Source organism: Aliiglaciecola sp. SL4, from assembly GCF_041538045.1.
Lineage (GTDB): Bacteria > Pseudomonadota > Gammaproteobacteria > Enterobacterales > Alteromonadaceae > Aliiglaciecola.
Map to the genome: position 1 here is coordinate 517,032 of NZ_JBGOSE010000001.1, position 25,174 is coordinate 542,205.

18 protein-coding genes and 1 pseudogene are annotated in these 25,174 nt (G+C 41.0%); 10 read left to right on the plus strand and 9 right to left on the minus strand.

Going from position 1 to position 25,174, the window contains the following annotated elements; genetic code table 11:
- Positions 1 to 110: 110 nt before the first annotated feature.
- Together AB6T38_RS02370 and AB6T38_RS02375 are read left to right on the plus strand one after the other, a co-directional pair.
- Positions 111 to 1,364: an NRAMP family divalent metal transporter gene (locus AB6T38_RS02370; protein ID WP_372545721.1), complete on the plus strand. Its 1,254-nt coding sequence runs from the start codon at positions 111 to 113 to the stop codon at positions 1,362 to 1,364.
- Between the two features lie 185 nt (positions 1,365 to 1,549).
- Positions 1,550 to 3,181 (plus strand): thiamine pyrophosphate-dependent enzyme, encoded by a 1,632-nt coding sequence (locus AB6T38_RS02375; RefSeq protein ID WP_372545722.1) that lies wholly within the window; start codon positions 1,550 to 1,552, stop codon positions 3,179 to 3,181.
- 242 nt (positions 3,182 to 3,423) lie between these two features.
- Here the strand turns inward: AB6T38_RS02375 and fghA are convergent, their stop codons facing one another.
- Complete coding sequence (gene fghA, locus AB6T38_RS02380) at positions 3,424 to 4,263, minus strand: S-formylglutathione hydrolase (protein ID WP_372545723.1); 840 nt, start codon at positions 4,261 to 4,263, stop codon at positions 3,424 to 3,426.
- A gap of 54 nt (positions 4,264 to 4,317) precedes the next feature.
- Positions 4,318 to 5,448: an S-(hydroxymethyl)glutathione dehydrogenase/class III alcohol dehydrogenase gene (locus AB6T38_RS02385; RefSeq protein WP_372545725.1), complete on the minus strand. Its 1,131-nt coding sequence runs from the start codon at positions 5,446 to 5,448 to the stop codon at positions 4,318 to 4,320.
- 260 nt (positions 5,449 to 5,708) lie between these two features.
- Here AB6T38_RS02385 and AB6T38_RS02390 point away from each other — a divergent pair, with 260 nt between their 5' ends.
- Together AB6T38_RS02390 and AB6T38_RS02395 are read left to right on the plus strand one after the other, a co-directional pair.
- Positions 5,709 to 6,575, plus strand: a complete 867-nt coding sequence (locus tag AB6T38_RS02390) for a LysR family transcriptional regulator (RefSeq protein WP_372545727.1) — start codon at positions 5,709 to 5,711, stop codon at positions 6,573 to 6,575.
- Positions 6,576 to 7,149: 574 nt separating this feature from the next.
- The gene (locus tag AB6T38_RS02395; protein ID WP_372545728.1) at positions 7,150 to 8,169 is read left to right on the plus strand and encodes a hypothetical protein; all 1,020 of its coding nucleotides are present in this window, start codon (positions 7,150 to 7,152) and stop codon (positions 8,167 to 8,169) included.
- 314 nt (positions 8,170 to 8,483) lie between these two features.
- Here the strand turns inward: AB6T38_RS02395 and AB6T38_RS02400 are convergent, their stop codons facing one another.
- Positions 8,484 to 8,699, minus strand: coding sequence for a 4-oxalocrotonate tautomerase family protein (locus tag AB6T38_RS02400; protein WP_372545729.1), 216 nt, complete (start codon positions 8,697 to 8,699; stop codon positions 8,484 to 8,486).
- A gap of 193 nt (positions 8,700 to 8,892) precedes the next feature.
- Here AB6T38_RS02400 and AB6T38_RS02405 point away from each other — a divergent pair, with 193 nt between their 5' ends.
- A complete protein-coding gene (locus AB6T38_RS02405) occupies positions 8,893 to 10,431 on the plus strand; it encodes a winged helix-turn-helix domain-containing tetratricopeptide repeat protein (protein WP_372545731.1) in 1,539 nt (512 codons plus the stop codon).
- Between the two features lie 224 nt (positions 10,432 to 10,655).
- Here AB6T38_RS02405 and AB6T38_RS02410 read toward each other — a convergent pair.
- Positions 10,656 to 10,832: pseudogene (locus AB6T38_RS02410) on the minus strand (IS110 family transposase); the annotation flags it as partial.
- 387 nt (positions 10,833 to 11,219) lie between these two features.
- Here AB6T38_RS02410 and miaE point away from each other — a divergent pair.
- Positions 11,220 to 11,993, plus strand: a complete 774-nt coding sequence (gene miaE, locus AB6T38_RS02415; RefSeq protein WP_372545732.1) for a tRNA isopentenyl-2-thiomethyl-A-37 hydroxylase MiaE — start codon at positions 11,220 to 11,222, stop codon at positions 11,991 to 11,993.
- 236 nt (positions 11,994 to 12,229) lie between these two features.
- On the opposite strand, the gene AB6T38_RS02420 is transcribed toward miaE, so the two are convergent.
- Positions 12,230 to 13,138, minus strand: a complete 909-nt coding sequence (locus AB6T38_RS02420) for a hydrogen peroxide-inducible genes activator (protein ID WP_372545733.1) — start codon at positions 13,136 to 13,138, stop codon at positions 12,230 to 12,232.
- Between the two features lie 234 nt (positions 13,139 to 13,372).
- Between AB6T38_RS02420 and ahpC the strand changes: the two genes are divergently transcribed.
- The 3 genes from ahpC (at position 13,373) to AB6T38_RS02435 (ending at position 17,376) form a co-directional block, all read left to right on the plus strand.
- The gene (ahpC, locus tag AB6T38_RS02425) at positions 13,373 to 13,936 is read left to right on the plus strand and encodes an alkyl hydroperoxide reductase subunit C (RefSeq protein WP_372545734.1); all 564 of its coding nucleotides are present in this window, start codon (positions 13,373 to 13,375) and stop codon (positions 13,934 to 13,936) included.
- 97 nt (positions 13,937 to 14,033) lie between these two features.
- Positions 14,034 to 15,584 (plus strand): alkyl hydroperoxide reductase subunit F, encoded by a 1,551-nt coding sequence (gene ahpF, locus AB6T38_RS02430; protein WP_372545735.1) that lies wholly within the window; start codon positions 14,034 to 14,036, stop codon positions 15,582 to 15,584.
- A gap of 256 nt (positions 15,585 to 15,840) precedes the next feature.
- Positions 15,841 to 17,376 (plus strand): methyl-accepting chemotaxis protein, encoded by a 1,536-nt coding sequence (locus AB6T38_RS02435; protein WP_372545737.1) that lies wholly within the window; start codon positions 15,841 to 15,843, stop codon positions 17,374 to 17,376.
- A gap of 88 nt (positions 17,377 to 17,464) precedes the next feature.
- Here AB6T38_RS02435 and AB6T38_RS02440 read toward each other — a convergent pair whose 3' ends face one another.
- The 3 genes from AB6T38_RS02440 to AB6T38_RS02450 all read right to left on the minus strand — a co-directional run bounded on the left by AB6T38_RS02440 (position 17,465) and on the right by AB6T38_RS02450 (position 22,025).
- Positions 17,465 to 19,549: a M13 family metallopeptidase gene (locus AB6T38_RS02440; protein WP_372545739.1), complete on the minus strand. Its 2,085-nt coding sequence runs from the start codon at positions 19,547 to 19,549 to the stop codon at positions 17,465 to 17,467.
- Between the two features lie 1,208 nt (positions 19,550 to 20,757).
- Positions 20,758 to 21,489, minus strand: coding sequence for a UDP-2,3-diacylglucosamine diphosphatase (gene lpxH, locus AB6T38_RS02445; RefSeq protein WP_372545741.1), 732 nt, complete (start codon positions 21,487 to 21,489; stop codon positions 20,758 to 20,760).
- Between the two features lie 41 nt (positions 21,490 to 21,530).
- Entirely contained in the window at positions 21,531 to 22,025 is a 495-nt protein-coding gene (locus AB6T38_RS02450; RefSeq protein WP_372545742.1) for a peptidylprolyl isomerase, read from the minus strand.
- A 201-nt stretch (positions 22,026 to 22,226) separates the two neighbouring features.
- Here AB6T38_RS02450 and cysS point away from each other — a divergent pair, with 201 nt between their 5' ends.
- Positions 22,227 to 23,603, plus strand: a complete 1,377-nt coding sequence (gene cysS, locus AB6T38_RS02455) for a cysteine--tRNA ligase (protein WP_372545744.1) — start codon at positions 22,227 to 22,229, stop codon at positions 23,601 to 23,603.
- A gap of 499 nt (positions 23,604 to 24,102) precedes the next feature.
- Here cysS and AB6T38_RS02460 read toward each other — a convergent pair whose 3' ends face one another.
- Positions 24,103 to 25,158: an ion transporter gene (locus AB6T38_RS02460; protein ID WP_372545745.1), complete on the minus strand. Its 1,056-nt coding sequence runs from the start codon at positions 25,156 to 25,158 to the stop codon at positions 24,103 to 24,105.
- Positions 25,159 to 25,174 lie beyond the last annotated feature (16 nt).

Genomic DNA, 25,174 nt, shown 5'->3' on the forward strand with positions numbered 1-25,174 from the left:
TGATGTTCAATCACCTTCTCAATTTAGTTAGTAGACGAATAAAATTTTGACGAGCAAACGATTCTATATATTTAATAGCTTTACATAAGAATAAAAAAGAGAAAGTAAATATGAAAGAAAAATCTAGCTCGTTTTTTAGTGTGTTAGGGCCAGGTATTTTATATGCGGCCGCAGCTGTCGGTGTTTCTCATCTTGTCCAGTCAACGCGGGCAGGGGCGGATTATGGCCTAGGGCTCACTTTCATTATAATTTTAGCTTGTTTGGTTAAATATCCAGCTTTACGTTTTGGTGGTGAATTTGCCGCATCAACGGGTAAAAATTTGATTTCCAGTTATCGAACGGCTGGCTCCTTTATCTTCGCAATCTATGCTTTCGCAGAAATTTTCAGTATGGTTTTTGTGGTGGGCGCCATAGCCCTTTTCACTTTAGGCTTATTCCAAGCGGCCTTTGATTTTTCAATCAATCCAGTTTTGGGTGTGAGTGCACTGTTGTCGGTGATCGCTTTATTTTTGTGTAGCGGTCATTACATCTTATTGGAACGCTTAACTAAATACGTCGTTTCCTGTTTTACCGTACTGATTGTTATCACTGTGGTCTTGGTTGCTGGAAAAATGGAATGGTCTCCTGCGGTTTTCACTATCCCTGCTATAGATTCCTCCGTCATTCTTTATGTTGTTGCTTTGATTGGTTTTATGCCGTCACCAACCGATGGTTCCGTGACCCAATCCCTTTGGACTTGCGCACGGGCAGAAGATACCGGTAAATTGCCAACGCCTCGCGAAGCGCGCCTAGATTTTAACGTGGGTTATGTAATGAGTGTGTGTTTGGCACTTTGCTTTTTGGTGTTAGGTACGGGCTTGATGAACAACACCGGAGTGGCTATTGAAGTCAGTAACTCGGGCTTTTCAAGACAATTGATGGCGCTGTTTACCCAAACCATTGGTCCTTGGAGCTTTCCATTAATTGCGACTATTGCGATTTTCGTGATGTTCTCAACCCTGTTCGCAGTGGTCGATGGTATGACTAGGGTGTTGGTTGGAATTCTTGATAGCGGGATTAACCGTCCAGAGTTAAAACTAAGCTCTAAGAAAAACTATAACATCGCCATGATCTTGCTATGTATTGCGGCAATTCTGATTTTGGCCACCATGCTTGAATCCTTTGCTACTTTTATCGATATTACTTCGGTCATCGTCTTTGTGATCAGCCCTATTTTGGCCTATTTAAACCATCGCGCCATGTGGAGCGAACAAGTTCCTGAAGCATTACGGCCCAGCCAATTTATGAAAGTGTGGAGTCTTTGTGGGGTATTTATATTAACCACCTTTACGCTTATCTATTTTTATTATCGCTTATTTACCTAACCTTGTGCTGTGAATTTTAGTCCCTTTGTTGTGCTCATTTACCTCAACAAAGGAGACTGAAATACTCTGAAAAAGAGCGATAAAAGCGATAAAAAGTTAAATACAAACAATGGGTATTAATCCATTTTAGTTGTCTCTTTGAGATGCATTATAAGACCATTAACAGCAACGGAATTTAATAGACTATGACACAGATCACTTGCTCAGACGCCATTATCCAATATTTGATAAAAAATGGTGTGGATACCATTTTTGGTATCCCTGGCGCCCAAACTTATGCTTTTTTTGATGCCCTAAGTCGATATCAAGACAAAATTAAACTTGTTGTAACTCGTCATGAGCAAGGTGCTGGTTATATGGCTTACGGCTATGCTAAATCCACTGGCAAAGTTGGGGTTTACTGTGTGGTTCCAGGTCCTGGAGTACTAAACTCCACCGCCGCGCTTTGTACCGCCCACAATACCCCAGTTTTATGTATTACCGGTGAAGTGCCCAGTGAGTTTGTTGGTATAGGCCATGGCATGTTGCATGAACTGGATGACCAACTGGGTATTTTGAAAGTGCTTACCAAAAGCGCCGCCCGCATTAATCATTCAGTTGATGCGCCCGCCATTATGTCTAATGCTTTCACCCAATTAACCTCTGGCCGCCAAAGACCCGTGGCAATCGAAGTGCCGATGGATATCTTTGGCCAAAAAGCGACTGTAGATCTGGATTTTCCAGCCATACCTAGCCCAGCTTATGAACCCAATGGGAATAAAATCCAAGCTGCGGTAGAGATGATCCGTAAGGCAAAAAATCCAATGATTATGGTCGGTAGTGGTGCCGTTGATGCAAAAAATGAAATTCTGCAATTAGCTAAATTATTGCAAGCCCCAGTGGTGTCTTTTCGAGGTGGTAGAGGCATTGTGAGTGATGATTCTCCTTACGGATTCAACTGTGCAGCGGGTTATAAACTGTATCCCGAGGTTGATGTAATGATCGGGATTGGTTCAAGAATGGAATTACCGGCATTTCGCTGGCAAAACGGTGTGGCTAAATGTGAACTTGTGCGTATCGATATTGATCCCACCCAGTTAACACGACTGCGCGGCGATGTGTCCATTGTTGCAGACGCAACTTTAGCCACACAGGCACTGTTAACTGAATTAGAAAAAGACGCGACACCACGCCCTAGTAAAGAAGCCTATTTTAACGAAATCAAAGCACAAAGCTGGCAAGAAATTCAAAAAGTACAGCCGCAGATGACTTACCTCAACATCATTCGCGATGTTATGCCTAGAGACGGCTATATTGTTGAAGAGATTTCTCAAGTTGGCTTTACGTCTTGGTTAGGATTTCCAGTGTACGAACCTCGTCACCTAGTGACCTGTGGCTACCAAGGTAACCTTGGCCATGGGATCCAAACGGGATTAGGAGTGAAAGTGGCAAACCCCGATAAAGTGGTAATGTCGATTGCCGGAGACGGCGGTTTCATGTTCGGTGTGCAGGAGTTGGCAACGGCGGTGCAATTTAAAATTGGATTGATTATTTTATTGTTCAATAACAATGCCTACGGCAACGTCAGACGAGATCAGATTAATTTCTTCAATGGCAATGTGGTGGGGTCAGAGTTAACCAACCCTGATTTTGTTAAGTTGGTTGAAAGTTTTGGTGCCAAGGCGTATCAATCTAATTCACCAGTGCACTTCAAAGAACTGCTCGAACAAGCAATAGTCGACTCCAAAGAAGGTCCAGTGGTCATAGAGATCCCTTGCGAACGAGGTAGCGAAACCTCAGTTTGGGAATTTTTAATGCCAGCGGGATACGGTAATTAAGGTTTTAAAGTTAATTAATCGTTTCTAATTAGCAAACGGTTTTTTTACTTGCCGGGCAGTTAGTTACTCCGAAGCTAGCTGCCTTTTTTATATTCGCTCAATCAACTAAGCGCTACCAAGGGTATGACACAGTGACTGGCAACCCTAAGTTGGGTTGCCAGAATATAAAAACTTGGATTATTCTGGCGTGTGCCAAGTAGTATTTTGGCTACCTAATACAAAAAGTAGAGTAGTTGGAGTAACTACTGATTCAAATAGCGGTGGTGAAAACGCAGATGGGTTTCTATGAGGCTCGCAATAAAATAGTAGCTATGATCGTAGCCCTCGTGGATTTGTAAATCAAGAGGATAGTTACTCACCTTAGCAGCACTTACTAACATTTCAGGCTTTAACTGCTCAAGTAAAAAATCATCTGCACCACCTTGATCTACTTTTGCAGGAACCAACTGGACAGCTTTTCTCATTAACTCACTGGCATCATAATTTTGCCATAGAGTTTTATCTTTGCCCAAATAAGCGGTAAAGGCTTTTTCTCCCCAAGGCGTTTTTATCGGGTTGCAAATAGGACTAAATGCAGACACTGAACTATAGCGGGTTGGGTTTAACATGGCGATGCAAAGCGCGCCATGACCACCCATTGAATGACCGCTAATGGCGCGTTTTTCTGACACTGGAAAGGTATCTTCAATCAGCTTGGGGAGTTCATTAACCACATAATCATACATTTGATAATGATTATCCCACGGCGCTTGTGTTGCATTGACGTAAAAACCTGCACCTTGTCCTAAATCGTAACCTTTATCATCGGCTACATTTTCTCCACGAGGGCTGGTATCTGGTGCGACAATTGCGATACCTAATTCGGCAGCGATACGCTGCGCCCCGGCTTTTTGCATGAAATTTTCATCGCTGCAGGTGAGTCCAGATAGCCAATACAATACAGGTACTTTTTGCCCCGTTAGAACCTGAGGTGGTAAATAGATAGCAAATCGCATACTGCAATTTAGGGTAAGTGATCGGTGGCTATATTGTTTGTGCCAACCACCAAAACTTTTGTTGGCACTTAAATTTTCAATGCTCATTGCTATACCTTATGTTTGACCAGACGCTACGTGGGTAGGGGATTACGTGCATTCTTATTTGTCGAAATGAATGACGGTTCGAATACTTTTTCCCGAATGCATTAAGTCGAATGCATCATTTACGTCTTCAAGTGGCATAGTGTGAGTGATAAAGTCCCTTAATTTAAATTCACCGGCTAAATAGCGTTCTACATAATCAGGTAATTCAGTGCGCCCTTTAACGCCACCAAAAGCTGAACCTCGCCATACTCGGCCGGTTACCAGTTGGAACGGACGAGTTGAGATCTCTTGTCCAGCACCCGCTACACCAATGACCACAGACTCCCCCCAACCTTTGTGACAACACTCTAACGCAGAGCGCATTAGATCCACATTTCCAACACATTCAAATGAATAATCGACACCACCATCGGTTAGCTCGACAATGATATCTTGAATGGGTTTATCGTAGTCTTTGGGGTTAATACACTCTGTTGCACCTAGTTTTTTTGCGAGTTCAAATTTACTTTCGTTGATATCAATGGCAATAATACGACTTGCTTTTGCCATAGTAGCGCCAATCACCGCAGATAAACCAATACCGCCAAGACCAAAGATGGCAACGCTTGCGCCTTCTTCAACTTTAGCTGTATTCATGACTGCACCCATGCCCGTTGTTACTCCGCAACCCAATAAGCAAACTTCATCTAGTGGTGCGGATTTGTTGACTTTGGCTAGGGATATTTCCGGCAATACTGTGTATTCCGAAAATGTAGAGCAACCCATGTAATGGAAAATAGGTTTGCCATCTTTGTAAAAACGAGTGGTGCCATCGGGCATCAAACCTTTACCTTGGGTTTCACGGATCTTTTGGCACAGGTTAGTTTTTCCCGAAAGGCAGAATTTACATTCACCACACTCTGGTGTGTATAGTGGTATTACATGGTCGCCCACCTCTACACTAGCGACACCTTCGCCGACTTGTTCAACAATACCACCGCCTTCATGACCTAAAATAGCGGGGAAAATGCCTTCGGGATCATCTCCAGATAAAGTAAATGCATCCGTATGACAGACGCCTGAGGCGATAATTTTGATAAGCACTTCACCTTTGCGAGGTAGCATTACATCCACTTCTTCAATGGACAAAGGTTGATTGGCAGCCCAAGCAATGGCGGCTTTTGATTTAATAAATCTATCTGACATATTTTTTCTCACTTTGAAGTTGCTACGAATCTATCCGCAATACAGTTTTTTAGCGCTGTTTACCTTGATCATTGATAACACCTCAAACACCCTGAACTACTTGTAATTTGTGCTTTTGGTAGGTGTTACAAATCTATGTTAACGACATTCTGCATCATGATATTTCACTGCATGGGAATGTAATGGAAGCATTATAGTTGTTTCCAAAAAGATGATAATATGCGTATTTATTAAATCACTTTTACGAAATGGTAATAATTATGCAGTGGGAAGGTATTGTTGAGTTTGTCTATGTCGCCGAGAACCAAAGTTTTACTCAGGCCTCTAAAAAAATGGCTATTTCAACTGCTCAAGTAAGCCGACAAATAAGTGCGTTGGAAAAGCGACTTAATATCAAACTGTTTTATCGCACAACACGCAAAGTATCCTTAACTGAAGAAGGTCGCGTTTTTTACCAGCACTGCCGCAGTCTAATGGATGGTTTAGAAGCCGCCGAGCGCGCCATAACAAACTTGCAATCGAAACCTCAAGGTAAGATAAAACTGACGGCACCGGTCACTTATGGTGAACAACAGATTTTGCCTTTGGTAAATAATTTCATGGCCCAGTACAGTGATATTGAAGTAAGGGCATTTTTAACTAATCAAAATGTAGACTTGCTTGAAGGTGGTTACGATTTAGCAATTCGTTTAGGGAAATTAAGTGATTCTTCAATGATGGCAAAAAAGCTAGGAACACGAACCAATTATGTTTGCGCATCGTCATCCTACCTAGATAGGTATGGGATTCCTCATTCTTTGTCAGAATTGACTCAACACAATTGTTTGTTAGGAACCTTGGACTATTGGCGTTTTAAACAATCTGATAAAGAAAAAAATATGCGAGTGACGGGGAAAACACGTTACAACAGTGGTTTCGGACTGGTTGATGCCGCGCTGAAAGGTTTAGGTATAGTGCAATTACCCGATTATTATGTTCAAGAACATATACAAAGTGGAAAACTGATCACTTTATTGGATAATTATCGAGAGCCAGACGAGGGGATTTGGGCTATCTATCCTCAAAACCGCCATTTGTCGCCAAAAATTAGGCTGCTGGTGGATTATTTAGCGGAGCAATTACAGTAAAAATGCTGCTCTGAGTGACCTATACCAATTTACTTGTTGCAGCTTTATTCTTTTTCTAGCGTTGCGGATCCCCATCAAAAATTTTTAGATATGTGGCAATTTCCACTTGAAACGAAAATCTCGTTCTAGAATTAACTACCTTCAAGTTTACTGACTCTTGAAAGCCAATATGTAGTCTGGCAACAAACTTCAGGTTATGTTCTCTGATTCTCTCACGTAAAGCTTTTCTGTTTACGGGGATAGTACACATTCAGCTGAAAGTTGAGTGACAGCCCGAACGTATAGCGGACCTTGGCTGTCATTTGAAAAGGTGGACAGCTCTGAGCGAACGTTAGGCAATTACTGTTTCGAATCTATAAAAGAGTACGAAACTTATAAAGTACATTTTCTGAGATCTAGTCATCGGGGGCTCTGATGGAGGCCATCATGAACCTGAAGGTTCACAGAAAAATAAAGGGTATGTACCTAATCAATTTTAACAATTTCAAACGATTCCATGTGGAAACTCTTTCATGTATCTTGTTTTTACGTAATCTTCTAAGTAGTCTAAAATGAATATTAATAGGAGAAAATTATGATATTTCTTGATAAGTCCCAAGCATCATTGAAACTGTCTGTAATTCTAGTATTTTCCCTATTATCCTTTACTTTATTTAAAGCTAGTGCAAAAGAAAATCCAATTTTCGGAAGTTGGGTCGGGTATCACACAGCAGAAAATGCAAGCTTTCCAACATCAGCAGAGGTTTACGTATGGAATACTTCGGAAAACAAGATAAAGGCGGTATTCTTTTATGAATATGAAGGCTGCTATCTTGAACTGACGTTGACTGCCAACACAATGAAGTCATTAGAATTCTCAGCAAAAAATATAAAGAATAGCCATATTTGCAGGGTTGAAAAAATGGTTCTTTCACCTATTGATTCTGGTCTTGAATGGAATATGTACGTACCAAACAAAGGTAAATTCTATGAACAAGGTGAATTAAAAAAGGATGTTCTTAGTGAACAAATGCAACACTTGCTAGCAACGAAATATCAAATCAAAGCTACTCTAGAGGAAAAACCTGAATTAACTAAAAAACAACCACTTAATAGCCCTATCGGTTGGTATTTAGTTAACGAAAATGGCCTTCACGAAATTATCGAAGATGACAGGTATTATCATACGGCTGAATGGAAGCAAGTACGAACCCGGACCTTAGACTCAACGTTATATACTCAACTCAACGGTCAAATAACCTCTCAAGGCGCTTGGAGTAATAAACGACAAGATTTTTCAATACAAGGACTTGTTTACATGCCGAATTTACCTGAATGCTCCTATTTTGGAAAAGAATATAACACGCAAATTTATGTTCCAGAATTCAAGCAAATACGGGATAACCAAACATTAGTATATCGTCGAAGTGAGGCATACAATAAATCTTACACGGCACCACCAGATGTTTGTATAAACGCTAAAGTGGATAAAGTAACGTGCAAAGTTTACAGTTGCAATCAATGGGAAGATGAAAAAGAACGCAGTTTTTCTTATATACTGCAAAAAAAAGACAAAGCAATGTGGTTAAACCAAAGACTCAATGGTTCACATTAGCTGAGTTCATTCTCTAACAACTTTGAACCTATGATCATCACACAAATCTAGTCACCACCACGTAGGCGGTGGTCTACTTCAACAACAAAATGGTCGTGATATTAACTCCCTAAACATAACGCGAAACCCATCATCACCCCGCTAACTCCTACTCTGTTAAAGGCTTCTAATAAATCATTATACACTCTGGCAATTAGGGGGAATTTGTCTGCGAATACTAAATTTTACACTTTTATCCTTCGAATAATTAATTGGTCGCTTAATGGGTAATAGGCCGAAGTAAAACACTTCGGCCTAAAATAATCACGCTGGGGCTACCCCTTTTGCATTGCATGCACCGCATCAGCTGTGAGTTGTTGTCCTCCAATAGCCCAATCACCTTCATTGGTTTCCTTAATTCTAACCCAAGTAACACCGCGCAGCGCTTCACCTTCAATTTTCACCATTGTATCGGTGATCTTTTCTATAATTTCTTTCTTCTGCTCTGGATTAAATACATTCTTGATTACATGTACGTCGATTAATGGCATGGTCTTTCTCCTAAAATAATAAATAAATAAATTATGCTTCAGCTGTTGCTTCAACATGCAAACAAGTTTAAACAAGCTTTCTAAAGCAAACATGGAGAAAAAGTGGGGATTAAATGGGGATTTCAATTGTGCAAAGCAGAAGTAGGTAGGTTAAACTTTAAACACTACGGTGCGTAATTTTTTGGATAATCTGATGAAATATATGTTTGGTGACTTCGTTGTCGACACAGAGAGTTATTCTGTTACAAAATTCGGCGAACCTATTGCGTTGGAGCCGCAGGTATTTGACTTATTAAGTTACCTAGTCCGAAATAGCCAAAAAGTATTGTCGCGAGATGAACTGTTTGATCAAGTTTGGACTGGCAAAGTTATAAGTGACACCACTCTAAGTGGCCATATTAAGTCAGTGCGTAAAGCACTTGATGATAGTGGTCAAAAGCAAAATTTCATCAAAACAGTTCATGGTAGAGGATACCAGTTTATTGCTTCGGTAAGGACTGACCTAAATACAAAGCCTTCAAGCTTGTCTATCGTAGAAGACGCGCCAAGCTGTTTTATTAACAAGGGGCCATTGGTTGCAGTACTGCCATTTCAAAATATGAGTAGTGACCAAGAGCAGCAATATTTTGCTGAAGGTATGAGCGAGGACATTACAACTGAATTGTCGCGTTTCTCCGATATACAAGTGGTTGCTCGTCATTCTGCCTTTCAGTTGAAGGATGCCACTAACGCTACTGAATATTTTAAAGAAAAGCGATATTTAAACTATTTAGTGGAAGGTAAAGTTCGACGTTCACATCAGCGAGTTAGAATAAACATTCAACTTACCGATGCGTCCACAAGCCACACAATTTGGGCCGAAAAATATGATCGCTCTGTAGAGCACGTTTTTCAAATGCAAGATGAAATAGTTGAAACAATCGTCTCTACCCTTAGCGGACAAATTCAAAAAGTCGAAATGACAAGAGCCTGCAATAGAGCAACGTCCAATATGCGTGCATATGATCATTTTTTGCGTGGACTTTCGGCGCACAAAAACGGTTACACCAGTAGAAATAATTTTGAAATTGCTAGCCAAGAGTTTTCTAAAGCCGTAGAACTTGACCCTAACTTTGCACGCGCACGCGCATGGTTAATCTGCGCTACTCAAAACATGTGGAAACTGATAACAAAGGAATGCGTGGAAGAGGCCTTAAATGAAGCAAAATATGCACTTAGCCTAGACGGGGCGGAAAGTGAAGTTCACCGTATTCTGGGGGCTATTTACTTATGGGCTAGAGAATACGAATTGAGCGGGTATCACTATCAAGAAGCCCGCCGACTAAGTCCAAATGATGCGCATATTGCAGTCAAAATGGGCCGCTATTTTGCATTTACCAATCAACTTAAAGAGGCACTTTCTTTAGTCAGGCATGCTATGTTTCTCAATCCTTTGCACCCTGGTTGGTATTTTCAAGAGTTAGGAGTGGTTTATTACAGCATGGATAAATTCGACACCGCCATCGTCACTTTCCAACGAAATTGGGAATTAGGTGCTTATGATCTCGCTTTTATTGCCGCTTGCCAAGTCGCTAATAACGATATCGCAGCCGCTCAAGTAAGCTGTCAGAAAGCGTTAGAATTAGAGCCTAATTCGTCTGTTAATCTTTTCACCCAGTTCGAAACATATCAGGATATTGATAAGAGCAAATTACTTGTTGAACGTATGCTAAAAGCTGGCTTTCCTGCTTAGCTTGGAATCGTTATTCTTCACTACCTATTATTGCCGTATCAAATCTATTTCGGCTAGCGAAAAACCGATAACAGTCATGTTGGAAAGTCGGCCTCGGTGTTTGTATAACGAGTTGCACTGTCCCCCCAATAGCGGTAATATTTCTTGTCTTAAACGGACTGTGGTGGCTAAATTAACCAAAGTTCGCTTCACATCCTGAGTCATTCATCAGGTGTTTTATGTTGCTAATAGTGAGAATTTCTCTCTTTAAGGGTTTTTAAATATTTTGACTCATCATAGGGTGTTTTTGTCTTCCAGCATTGATAAACAATTCTGATCCACTTGTAGGCAAGAGCTCTCACTGCCGATTGATGATACTTACCTTTTGAGCGAGCCTTCTCGCAGTACAAACCTGCCCAATAATATTAGTAGAGCGCAGGAATTGTGAGCTGAAGGATTAAGTGTGCAACGACTTCAATAAATTGTTTACATGTAACTGCTGTAATTACTCCTTGTTTGCGCAGTTAAAATGCGCATAATTACGACGTATTTGCTACAGGGCAGATTGATACCTCGAGAAGTCATAAAGTTTCCTACAATTTTGATTATGTGAAGCCTATGCTTTAAAGCTTATTAATCTGATAAATAGTCTGCAAATTCCCATTTTGTTCGACGAAGCTATATTAGGTTGATCTACTAGACATTGTTACCATCTCTAGAAAGCAAATTAAAAAACACGCCCAAAAGATTTTCAGTGTTATCGTTTAGACATTAAATCGGGTTTGAATTTGTTAATTGATGGATTTTAAGTGAGTACCATTTTGAATGTTATAAAATTACTAGACCCTATTTCTAGGTTTCTCCAATGCTCAACTCCTCAATCATGGATAGATGAGGCCATCAAGCCCGATAATCTGCCAATCTTGCTAGTGGATCATGCGAATTGTGAGCTCAAAGCCGCGCAAACTGCAATGTTGTTGTTGCGTCGTTATGCGGTGGATAAAGAAAGTGGAGACGCGTTGTTGGCTTGGTTGAAGCCATTCGAAGACTTTGTTTATCGCAAAGTGGGTGATGGAAATTTTAAAGACCACGTTAACTTGTCAAAAAAATTGATCAGCAAATCCAACTTTGCCCACGGTGATGAGCTGATAAATAAAATGGTTATGTTGATCAAAGAAGAACTGCACCATTTTCAGCAGGTGTGGGACATTATGCAAAGCCGTGGTATTGAATATAGCAATTTAACGGCTTCTCGGTATGCCCGTGGCATGATGAAAGGTGTCCGTTCCCATGAACCTGCCAAACTAACTGATACTCTAATTTGTGGCGCATTCATTGAGGCTCGAAGTTGTGAACGTTTTGCCAAGTTAGCGCCATTTTTGGATGCAGAACTTGAGACCTTTTATATCTCTTTATTGCGCTCAGAAGCTCGGCACTTTCAAGATTACTTGAGCTTAGCGGATAAAATTTCACAGCAAGGCATTGAACAAAGAGTGGAGTGGTTTAAACAAAAAGAAGCGGAATTAATTCTATCTGATGATAGTGAATTCCGCTTTCATAGTGGTGTTTTGGTGGGCGCGTAAACAGCGATTAATTAATCGGTTTTGCGGCATTGGATTGTGCACCACAAAGCTGATCACCATAGTAGTTATTTGTGTAATTACAATCAGTTGTCTGGTTGTTGACTGCTTTAGCATTGAATATAGACTTAACGTTTTTGATTAGAGTTTGCATGTTATTCACCTTGTGTTAATTGAGGGGGTATCATGGCCTACTCAGATAAATATTTAAAATTGAATAAATCAATAAACTCATTCGATTAATTAGAACCACACTTTTCCTCTAACTGGTCGTGAAATATATCTTTTAAAATCGTCAGATCCGAAGTTCTTACATAATTGGGCCTTATTATCAGCGCGATGGTGCGATGCGGGCCTGGTTCATTTAAGTGAATCGCGCGTAATTCTGACTGGTGATGTATAAGCTGATCTAATGCCATTTGTGGCACTAAGGTGGTGCCTAGCTTTCCTGCCACCATCTGCACTATGGTATGCAAGCTGGCAGAATCAAAATCAGACTGCTGTTTTTTGTTTTGTAAGCTACAGGCTACAAGCGCATGATCTTTTAAACAATGTCCGTCTTTCAACAGCATTAGCTTTTCAATTTCCATCTCTTCACTGGTGATTTCCTTCATTTGACTGGGGCTTTCGTCTTTATGACTTACCCAAAAAAAGTCTTCTTTCCAAAACGGGAAAGTCATCAGTCCCTCTACCGGGTAGGGGAGTGCGAGCACTGCCGCATCTATATCACCGTTACGCACTAAATCCACTAACACATGAGACTGTTCTTCTACTATTTGCAATTTGAATTCCGGGTATTGTTGACGAACCTCTGGCAAGACTTTAGGTAACATATATGGACCAATGGTTGGAATAACCCCTAAGGTCATAGGTCGTGATAGTGGCGCTTTATTTGTTTGCGCAAGTTGCATTAACTCGTCCATCTCAATTTTAATGCGTTTTGCCTTGGCTAAAATAATCTCGCCATCAGCGGTGATTAAGACTTGCTTGTTATTCCTTTCAAAAATTTGCAAGCCAATTTGCTTTTCCAATTCATTTATTGCGGTGCTTAATGCTGATTGGGAAACGTTGCAGGCTTCAGCTGCTTTTTTGAAGTGGCGGGTTTTTTCAATGGCCAGTGCGTATTTTAATTGTTTTAAAGAAACCATAAGTGTTATTCCAAAAAATTGAACATTAGTACAAGTAAATTCGATTGAGATTGATTGTATCAGTGGAAGCCACAAAACCAGGCATTTTTATAGTTCTAAAAAATAGAAGATAAGTATAGATTTAATTAAATTTAACTGCACGTTGATTCGAACTATTATTCTCCCCGTCGAAAGCAAACACGCTTTTCAAACAAAACAATTTAAAGCAAATTTTTATTAAAGAGGAATACAAACATGGCTCAGATCGGAAAAACTATCCCAGAATTTAAAGCTCAAGCATTTCATAACGGCGAGTTCGTTGAAATAACGTCTGAAAGTGTTAAAGGAAAGTGGGGCATCTTCTTGTTCTATCCTGCTGACTTTACTTTCGTATGTCCTACTGAACTTGAAGACATGGCTTCACATTATGAAGAGCTTCAAGGTCTTGGTGTAGAGGTATATGCAGTATCAACTGACACGCATTTCTCTCACAAAGCATGGCACGATTCTTCAGACGCCATTGGTAAAATCAGCTTCCCAATGATTGGCGACCAAACTGGCGCAATCACTCGCGGGTTTGATGTGATGATCGAAGAAGATCACATGGCACATCGTGGCACATTCTTGGTTGACCCTGATGGCGTTATCCAAGTAGCACACATTCACGCTGGCGGCATCGGCCGTAATGCAAAAGATATGGTTCGTAACGTTAAAGCAGCTCAATACGTACGTGAAAACGACGGTGAAGTATGTCCTGCAGCATGGGAACAAGGTCAAGAAACCCTAACTCCTAGCTTGGACCTAGTAGGAAAAATCTAAATTTAGATTAATCCACTAAAACTGGCGGGTTAAAGGAGGTACAGACTTCCACCCGCCATTTTTTTCACCAGTTTATTTGCAGTAAAAAGGTAACACTATGTTAAATAACGATATTTTAAATGCTCTAAAATCTTATACAAAAAATATGACTAACAGCGTGGCACTAGTTCTACAAACTGGTGAGCATGAAAAACGTCAAGAATTAGTCCAATTTTTAACATCATTGTGCTCAGTTTCAGATAATCTGACGCTAATTGAGCGTGATGACAACCTTCGCAGTCCTCTTACTTTCAAATTGGAAGTTGATGACAAAGCAAACGGGATTTCGTTCTCAGGCATTCCCAGTGGGCATGAGTTTAACTCACTTATATTAGCCATTTTACAATCTTCAGGAACGGATCTTAAACTCGATAAAACCTTGCAAAGCATGGTACAGAAAGTTAAAGACGATTTACATTTTGAAGTCTTTATTTCGTTAAGTTGCCACAACTGTCCGGATGTTGTGCAATCGTTAAATCAATTTGCATTATTGAATGACTCTATAAGTACTGAAATGCTAGATGGCGGCTTGTTTCCTGAATTGATTGAGCAGCGCAATATTCAAGGTGTTCCTAGTGTTTACTTAAATGGCGAATTGTTTGCCAATGGTAAAATTGATACCGCCCAGTTGGTCGACAAATTAATCCAACGTTACCCGTATATTGTAGGTGGTGGCGATAACGAAGCCTTACCACTTCAAGATGTGACTGTTATCGGTGGAGGCCCTGCAGGCGTTGCAGCGGCGATTTATTCCGCCCGCAAAGGTTTGAATGTGACTATGATTGCCGATCGAATTGGCGGTCAGGTTAAAGACACTGTGGGAATCGAAAATTTGATTTCTGTTCCTAAAACAACAGGGACAGAGCTAACCGGTAATTTGCTCGCACACTTAAATGACTATGAGGTCAACATTAAAGAGTTTTTACGTGTTGATAAAATCGAAAAAGGTAAAACCAAAAAGATCCATTTATCTAGTGGTGAAGTTATCGAAACTAAAACGGTTATTATCGCAACTGGGGCAAAATGGCGCGAGCTAGGTGTACCAGGTGAGAAAGAAAACGTTGGTTCTGGGGTAGCCTATTGCCCGCACTGTGACGGCCCTTTCTTTAAAGGCAAAGATGTTGCGGTTGTTGGTGGTGGTAATTCAGGTATTGAAGCGGCAATAGATTTAGCGGGTATGGTAGACCACGTCACTGTATTTGAGTTTTTGCCAGAATTAAAAGCTGACAAGGTGTTGGTGGAAAAAGCCGAAGCTAATAGTAAAATTACGATTATCAAAAATGTCGCTACCAAGCAGATATTGTCTGAAAATGGCAAAGTTGTTGCCCTTGAATATGAAGATAGAGTGACGGGGGAAATAAAACAACAAGCACTAGCTGGCGTGTTCGTACAAATTGGTTTGGTACCTAATAGTGCATTCTTAAATGATGTGATTGAACTGAGCAAATTTGGTGAAGTGGTTATCGATCATAAGTGCGCCACCTCTGAGCCAGGTATTTTTGCAGCAGGCGATGTTACTACTGTGCCTTATAAACAAATTGTCATCGCAATGGGCGAAGGGTCGAAAGCCTCTCTATCCGCCTTTGATTATTTGATACGTGAGAGCTAATTATTAATTAACTTCAAACTTAATAATAAAAAGACAAGCTACGGCTTGTCTTTTTTTTTGAACTAAACAGTCTACTATTACAATTACAAGTTTTGTTACTTTAGCCGATAACGCTAAAGAGGGTATTTACAGTTGTACCGTTAAAATAAATTTGCAAATACAGTGAGCTATGGGTAAAACTATTTTATAATTATAAATGTTATGTATTTCAAGACCTTAAAGTGTTGTTGGTCATGGATTAAATGGAGAAGGATTAATGGGTAAGCGTAACCAAAATATTGTCGACCAAGAGGTTACTTTTGGAGTAGATGAAGAGTTAGTCTCTGTTACAGACCTTCGAGGTGTGGTTACTTATTCAAATGATAAATTCTGTGAGGTCGCAGGGTTTACTAGGGAAGAGTTAGTCGGTAAGAATCACAATATTGTGCGTCACCCTGAAATGCCAAAAGTTGCATTTGCTGATATGTGGACTAAATTAAAAGCCAAACAACCTTGGCGTGGAGCGGTGAAAAATCGTTGCCAAGATGGGCGTTTTTATTGGGTTGATGCCTACGTTACCCCAGTCTACGAAAACGGCGACTTAAAAGGCTTCCAATCTGTCCGTCGTTTTTTGCAACCTGAATATCGAAAACGTGCTGAAGCTTTATATGCCAAATTAAACAAAGGTGAGAAGGCAGAGAGCAAGTGGGCGTTAAATTGGCGATTTAAACATGCTTTGTTTTTGATATTAGGGGCTGTCATTTTAGGTTTAACCATGTTTATGCCTTACTTCGCGGTGTTGTTATTGGCATTACCTTATTTGGTCTTCAAAAATGAAATGTTAAATTTACCTGGTTTCCTTAAAAAGTCCCAACAAGATTATGACAGTGTTTCTCGATTTGTTTTTTCCGGTACTGGCATTGTTAGCGTTGCAGATTTTCCAGCAAAAATGCATCAGGGGGCAATTCGAACAATTATTGGCCGAGTAATAGACAGCTCATCATCCCTCTATAATGTGGTTGTAGAGCTAAAATCTGCTGCAGAAAGGGCGACAGATGGCGTAGAAAAAGAGACCGCTGAGGTTCATCAAGTCTCCGCAGCAATTGAACAAATGGGAGTGTCCATTAGTGAAGTTGCAAATAACATTAATTTGACCTCGCAAAAAATTGAAAGTGCCAACCACGGCTGTGAAAACGCCACTAAAGCCATGACTGAGACCATGCAAAAAGTATCTAACTTGGCGGAAGATGTAGAAAGCTCGGCCCATGCTTCTGAACAATTGGCTGAAGAAGCGAAAAGTATCGGAAATGTTATGAGTGAAATACAGGGCATCGCAGATCAAACTAATTTGCTGGCGTTAAATGCGGCAATAGAAGCTGCTAGGGCAGGTGAGCATGGACGAGGCTTCGCTGTTGTGGCCGATGAAGTTCGAGCACTGTCGAGCCGAACTCATTCTGCCACTGAGCAAATTCAAAGCTCGATAAACGAAATTCAAACAACCTTGCTTCAGTGGGCAAAATCTATGAATGAAGGTAAAGATGCGGCGATTGAATGCGTTGCTGATACTAGACAATCTAGAGAGCTAATCGAAGGTGTTTATCAGCAGATATCCGAGATTTCGGGTTTGGCATTTCAAATATCAACTGCGGCAGAAGAGCAGAGACTTGTATCTCAGGATGTTAGTGAAAGCATTTTAAGTGTTAGTAACATTTCCCAAGAAAACTTAGAGCAGGTTAACTTTGTGAAACAAGCTTCAAATGATATTAACACCAAAGCGAAAGTACTGGCATCGTTGGGCTTAACATTTGGATAGGACTAGGTTTTTAAAACTTAGGTTGTAAAGCAAATTAAAAGAGAAAAACAGCAAGCACCTAAACTAGGGCTTGCTGTATATCAGTTTACTACCAGATACGTACCCGTTCTTCTGGCGCTAAATAAAGAGCATCACCAGGCTGAACGTTAAAGGCTTTGTACCAAGCATCATGGTTGCGTGGCGCAAACGTTCTATAACGAGCTGGTGCATGGGGATCAGATTTCAGCTGGGTCATCAGACTTTCTTCGGTGCGTTTCTCACGCCAAACTTGAGCCCAGGCTAAAAAGAATCGTTGATCACCGGTTACACCTTCAATCACAGGAGCTTCTTTACCATTTAGGCTTAGTTTATACGCATGGTACGCCATGGCTAAACCGCCGACATCACCAATATTTTCACCTAACGTAAGCTGGCCGTTAACGTGGCTGCCTTTTATCGGCTCGTAACCATCGTATTGAGCTACTAGAGCATCTGTACGCGCTTGAAACGCCGTTTTATCTTCATCTGTCCACCAGTTACGCTGAATCCCATTTTCATCAGACTTAGCTCCTTGATCGTCAAATCCATGACCCATTTCATGGCCAATAACCGCACCAATACCGCCATAATTAACTGCGGGATCTGCATTCGGATCGAAAAACGGCGGTTGTAAAATTGCAGCAGGGAACACAATTTCATTAAATGAACTATTGTAATAGGCGTTTACGCGTTGAGGAGACATACCCCAGCGCTCGCGGTCGGTTTTTTCAAGCTCTTTAGCCACACTATCGTCTCTAAAGAATTTACGAATTCTGAGCACGTTTCCAAGTAGGTCATCGGCTTTAATTTCTAACCCATCAAAACTTTGCCATTCATCTGGATAACCGATTTTAGGACGAAAAGAAGCTAACTTAGCGTGAGCATTTTTCTTAGTTTCATTTCCCATCCACTCCAAGCTATCAATACGTTCGCCTAACGCTGTTCTGAGGTTCTCAACGAGTTCAGCCATTTGCGCTTTTGAACTTGCAGGGAAATGCTTGTCAACATAACTTTTACCAATGGCGAACCCAAGGGATTGTGTGCCTGACATTTGCGCTATTGCACGTTTCCAGCGAGGGCGGGGTTCTTGCTGTCCGTTGAGTGTCTTACCATAAAATTCAAAGTTTGCATTGAATACTTCGTCAGACAAAAAGCCAGCTTGATTCGTGATCGTATGATAAGTCATATAATCTTTCCAAACTGACAACGGCTCATTGTTAACCAGCTTGATGACGTCTTTAATTGGTTCTGGTTGTGACATATTTAAATGCGGAACTTTATAACCTGTTTCAGCAAAATAGGTGTTCCAATCAAACCCTGGATAATCGGTGTCTAGTTGCTCACGCTGAATTTGGTTTAGGGTCAGATCTCGGTCACGACGTTTTTCACGTGGCCATTGCACTTCTGCTATTTGTGTTTCTAAGGCTAAGATGTTTTTCGCTTTTTCTGCTGCATTCTCAACCTTTGCAAAATGCAACATTTCTTCAATGTGGGCCACGTAGGCTTCACGTATTTTCACGAAACGTTCAGTATCTTCTAAGTAATATGAACGGTCAGGCAAGCCTAATCCGCCAACTCCCACAGACAATTGGTATTGATCTGGATTCAAACGGTTAAACCACATTCCACCATAGATTGGGCTAGCAGAACCATCTAGCCAAGCACGACCAAACATGGCAGTAAGCTCAGTTACGTCTGAAATATTATTGATACTTTCTAGAACCGGAGAAATTGCAGAGATACCTTTCGCATTTGCTGTTTCTGTGTCCATATAGGATTGATAAAAGTTAGCAATTAACTGTTCTTCAGGTGTTAGTTCTTTGCCATCAGCGTTATTCGCGATTTCTTCGATAATGGTTTTAATTTGTTTTTCGCTGCGCTCAGCTAATTTTGTAAACGCGCCATATCGCACTTTGTCGCTGGGAATAACAAAATTATCGTACCAAGTACCGCCAGCGTAACGGAAAAAATCGTCACCGGGTTTTACTGATTCATCTCGTGCATCTAGTTCTATACCAAAGTTACCTAACTCAGCTTTTTTTGTTTGTGTTGTTGCTGTAACTTGTTCATTGTTGCTGCTTGTTTCTGTCGCTTTATTACACCCGCTCAGAACGAATACGCTAGCTATACTTACCGCTATAAGTGTTTTTTTCATATGTCCTCAATTTTTTGCTTTATGATGTCGACATCAAAATACAAAGCTAAATGAAATGCTTTATTTAGAGTCCATTGTTTACCAAGTGGATTCTGAAGTTTATAAAGCAAATTAATTAAAATTAACCGCCACACTCTACCTACAAACCAGCCTAAATTACATAGTTGTCAGACAAATGACACATTATTTAGGAGCAAAGCGCACAAAACCAACTTGTAGCCTAGCCTTTAGGCTATGGAAACAAAGGATAACCCAACCCCTGTAGCATGGCCTTTAGGCCATGGAAATATCGGATGAAATCAAAAAACGTAGGGGATAAATCCCCCACCTACACGCCATGGGAATTCCAAACAATATCAAGAAAGCGCAGGGATAAATCCAACCTGTAGCATGGCCTTTAGGCCATGGAAATATCGGATGAAATCAAAAAACGCAGGGGATAAATCCCCCACCTACACGCCATGGGAATTCCAAACAATATCAAGAAAGCGCAGGGATAAATCCAACTTGTAGCATGGCCTTTAGGCCATGGAAATATCGGATGAAATCAAAAAACGCAGGGGATAAATCCCCCACCTACACGCCATGGGAATTCCAAACAATATCAAGAAAGCGCAGGGATAAATCCAACCTGTAGCATGGCCTTTAGGCCATGGAAATATCGGATGAAATCAAAAAACGTAGGGGATAAATCCCCCACCTACACGCCATGGGAATTCCAAACAATATCAAGAAAGCGCAGGGATAAATCCAACCTGTAGCATGGCCTTTAGGCCATGGAAATATCGGATGAAATCAAAAAACGCAGGGGATAAATCCCCCACCTACACGCCATGGGAATTCCAAACAATATCAAGAAAGCGCAGGGATAAATCCAACTTGTAGCATGGCCTTTAGGCCATGGAAATATCGGATGAAATCAAAAAACGCAGGGGATAAATCCCCCACCTACACGCCATGGGAATTCCAAACAATATCAAGAAAGCGCAGGGATAAATCCAACCTGTAGCATGGCCTTTAGGCCATGGAAATATCGGATGAAATCAAAAAACGTAGGGGATAAATCCCCCACCTACACGCCATGGGAATTCCAAACAATATCAAGAAAGCGCAGGGATAAACCTAACCTGTAGCATGGCCTTTAGGCCATGGAAACGTTGAACACACCGGAAGGGTAGGGAATAAAGCAAATCACATCGTTTATTTGTTTATCCTAAACTCTCATTTGTCAAATCAATGGATTTAGACGTAATTTTGAGCATACTTCCTTGATCGTACCAATCGCCTAAAACGATACGAAGAGCAGGCTTATCATTTGCCACAAGCTGATGGATTGCAGGGCGGTGGGTATGGCCATGAATTAATTGTTGAACGTTAAACTTCTGCATGAAGTTGACGACCTCTGATGAGGTGACATCCATAATTTCCATACTCAACTTTTGCTGATTTTTTTGGCTGGTTTTGCGGCCTTTTTCAGCTATTTTTCTGCGTACCCATAATGGCAAGGTCAAAATCAGTCTTGGCCACCACCAACCTCGGGCTTTTTTGCGAAACTTTTGGTAGGCGAGATCTAATGTACAGAGCTCGTCACCATGCATCAATAGAGTGGGGGTGCCATAGAGGTCGATAACATGTTGCTGTGGCAAAATGGTCATGCCGGCGCGATTGGCAAATTTTTCTCGAATTAAGAAGTCACGATTTCCATGAATAAAAAAGATAGGGATACCGCTATCAGCTAGTTGTTTGAATAAACTGACTACATGTTCATTAAATTCGTTTCGATCGTCATCACCAATCCAATATTCAAACAAATCGCCCAACACATAAAGTGCATCAGCGCCTTTAGCCTGTCCAGCTAAAAATGTCGCCAAACATTGGGTAATGTCTGGACGTTGAGCACTGAGGTGTAAATCGGAAATAAAATAAGTATATGGCTGCATAAGACGATCAAAAAAGGCTGATAAAAATCAGCCTTTATTTTTTACTCCGTTATTTCAGCTTTTTGAATAACGACGTCTTCTACCGGCACATCATCGTGCATGCCGTGACGTGAGGTCTTCACACCTTTAATTTTGTTAACGATATCCATGCCTTCTACTACTTCACCAAACGCACAATATCCCCAACCGTCCATAGATTCACTGCGGAAGTTAAGGAAGCTATTGTCTTTAAGGTTAATAAAGAACTGAGCGGTTGCTGAGTGAGGAGCATTGGTTCTTGCCATCGCAATAGTACCAGTATTATTGGCAACGCCATTGTTGGCTTCGTTTTGAATGGCTTCGTTTGGGGTTTTTTGATCCATTCCAGGTTCAAATCCACCGCCTTGGATCATAAATCCATCTATAACACGATGAAAGATAGTGTTGTCGTAAAATCCATCTTTTACATAGCTTAAAAAGTTTTCAACCGTCTTCGGTGCTTTGTCTTCAAAAAGGTTAAGTACGATTACGCCATAGTTTGTATGTAGTTTTACCATCAAGGGTTCCTGTGGATAAAGAAATGATTTAAAAATTGTTCAAGCCAACAAGTGTATCCCAATCATTAAAATATTTCAGCTATTGCTGTCATATTGGATTAATAATTTGTGTGAACTTTTGCTAACACGCTGGTTTATGTCGTCTTGAGTCAGTGCTAGAATCCCGCAACTAAATTAAAGTAACCAATTGGAACTCATATAATGCAGCAAATATATAACACCCTCACTCGACAAAAAGAGACTTTTAAGCCTTTGGTGGCTGGAAAAGTGGGGTTGTATGTCTGTGGTATTACCGTATATGACGTTTGCCATATGGGACATGCTCGTACCTATCTAAGTTTTGACCTTATGGTGCGATACTTGCGCCACAAAGGTTATGAGGTGAACTATGTACGTAATATCACCGACGTAGATGACAAAATCATCCAAAGAGCCAATCAAAATGGCGAAACGCCCGCTCAGTTAACACAGCGCACCATTGCATTAATGCATGAAGATTTTGCTGCGATTAACCTGCTAGAGCCTGATGTTGAGCCTCGTGTCACTACACACATGCCTGAAATAGTCGATGTAATTGAAAGATTGATCGAAAAAGGACACGCATACCAAGCCGATAGCGGTGATGTATTGTTTGATGTCAGTACATACGAGCAATATGGCAAGTTGAGTCGACAAGATTTAGATCAGCTAAATGCTGGTGAGCGAGTAGAAGTTTCTGCGGATAAAGCCGATCCTTTAGATTTTGTGCTGTGGAAAACCGTGAAGCTAGGTGAGCCTTCTTGGGAGTCTCCTTGGGGCCCAGGTCGTCCTGGATGGCATATAGAATGTTCAGCCATGAACAGTAAACATTTAGGTAAACACTTTGATATTCACGGTGGTGGATCTGATTTGATCTTCCCTCATCATGAAAACGAAATCGCGCAATCCTGCTGTGCCTTTGATACACCTTATGTGAATTACTGGATGCATGCAGGCATGGTACAAGTTGACTCGGAAAAAATGTCCAAATCCCTAGGCAACTTTTTCACCTTGCGTGATGTATTAAAAGATTACGATGCTGAAACCTTGCGTTATTTCTTAATGTCTGCCCATTATCGTAGTCAGTTAAGTTATTCTGAAGACAACATTAAGCAGGCTAAATCGGCCTTAGAGCGTCTGTATACTGCTTTGCGTGATAGTCAGCCTAATCTGCAAGCCGATATTCACCAGGGTGATTATTTACAGCGTTTTGAAGCCGCTATGGATGACGACTTTAATACCCCTGAAGCTTTCGCAGTGATGTTTGATTTGGTGAAAGATATTAATAAAAGCAGTGGCCAAGAAAAATCAGATTTGGCGGGTGTATTGCTAAAACTAGGGGATATCTTAGGCTTCTTACAAATGGATCCTGTGGATTATTTGCAAGGCGGGGCAGCCCAAGGTGATGAAGCGTCCGTTATTGAAGGGTTAATTAAAGCTCGAAATGATGCCAGAGCTGAAAAGGATTGGGCGGCAGCCGACAAAGCCCGTGATGCTTTAACCGCAATGGGCGTTGTGTTAGAAGACGGTGCCAACGGTACCACTTGGCGAAAAATCTAATCCTGTTCTATGGCCATAAATCAAACCCGTAGCATGGCCTTTAGGCCATGGAGCATAAAAAGCGTAGGGGATAAATCCCCTACCTACAGGCCATGAAATATATTTAGGTGCGTAGGGCATAAATCAAACCCGTAGCATGGCCTTTAGGCCATGGAGCATCAAAAAGAGTAGGGAATAAATCCCCCACCTACAGGCCAAGAAATACCTTCAAATGCAAAGGGAATAAATCAAACCTGTAGCATGGCCTTTAGGCCATGGAGCATCAAAAAGAGTAGGGGATAAATCCCCCACCTACAGGCCATGAAATATATTTAGGTGCGTAGGGCGTAAATCAAACCCCTAGCATGGCCTTTAGGCCATGGACCATAAAAATGCATAGGGAATAAATCCCCTACCTACAGGCCATGAAATATATTTAGGTGCGCTGGGCATAAATCAAACCTGTAACATGGCCTTTAGGCCATGGACCTTAAAAGTGCGTAGGGGATAAATCCCCTACCTACAATTGCGGGGGCGTTTGTGGGTCGGTTTGTTTGATCAAATCGGCACTGGAGGGTGTTTTTTCTTCGAACTCTGATTTCCAACGCTGCTGTGAAACGTGATGTTTTATCAACTCAATACACTCATTGACCACGGCCAGCACTTCATCATCTAACGCTTCATCTTCGCTTGAGAAACGACCAATTCCGTGTTTGACAAAATCGTCGATTTTTTCTGGGGTCATGTCTTTCAGCAGGTTCACTATAGACTGGGTCACAATATCTGTTACAGCTGACTCTAAGGTGCGTTCTATGGTTGAGCCAAGCACAGGTACTAACTTTAAGCTTGAGATTTGTGGGTTGCCGGTCACTGCTTTGCCAACACTATTACTCACGTGCTGACGGACAGACTCACCATGATCATTGTGCTCAATCGATTCACCAATATGACTCATCACCGAAGCTGTCCATCGGGTTATTACTGGTAGCCTAGAGGCTAAGACATTTTTAGTGATATCTTCCACCAAAGGCGAGCCTGCAGCGATATCCTTTTGCGCATCGGAAAGGACTTTTACAACAATGCGGTCGGACAGTTCTTCTACAAATACATCGTAATAAAATGCGATAAAGCGAAATAAGGCGGTACGTCTAAGGTCAATAATTTCATATTTATGCAGGCGATGTAAAATGGAGAATATTCGTAAGAATCGGAATATTCGCGCGGCCCCAAGGGGGATACAACCAATTAAATCATAAAAGTGGATGAACGGGAAAAAATACCATCTTAGATAGGTCTTTTTAATTACTGCCATTATCCAGCGCAAACAAAATTCGGTCAGGAAAACCGCAACAAATGCCAAATCGATTAACAAAAAGTTTTTGTGAATAGGCGCATAACCTGTCACTAAAGATTCCGACACATAAGCCAATGATTGTTTAACAATTTCAGTGCTGTAAAGGGAATCAAAGATAATCCAAATAAGATTAATGAACAGTAATCCCAGCATTACCAAGTCGAGTAAAAGCCATGGTCCTTCATGGCTTTTATTCAGATTGTTTCGATTAAACCCCAGCATCGCTCATTCCTTTTCA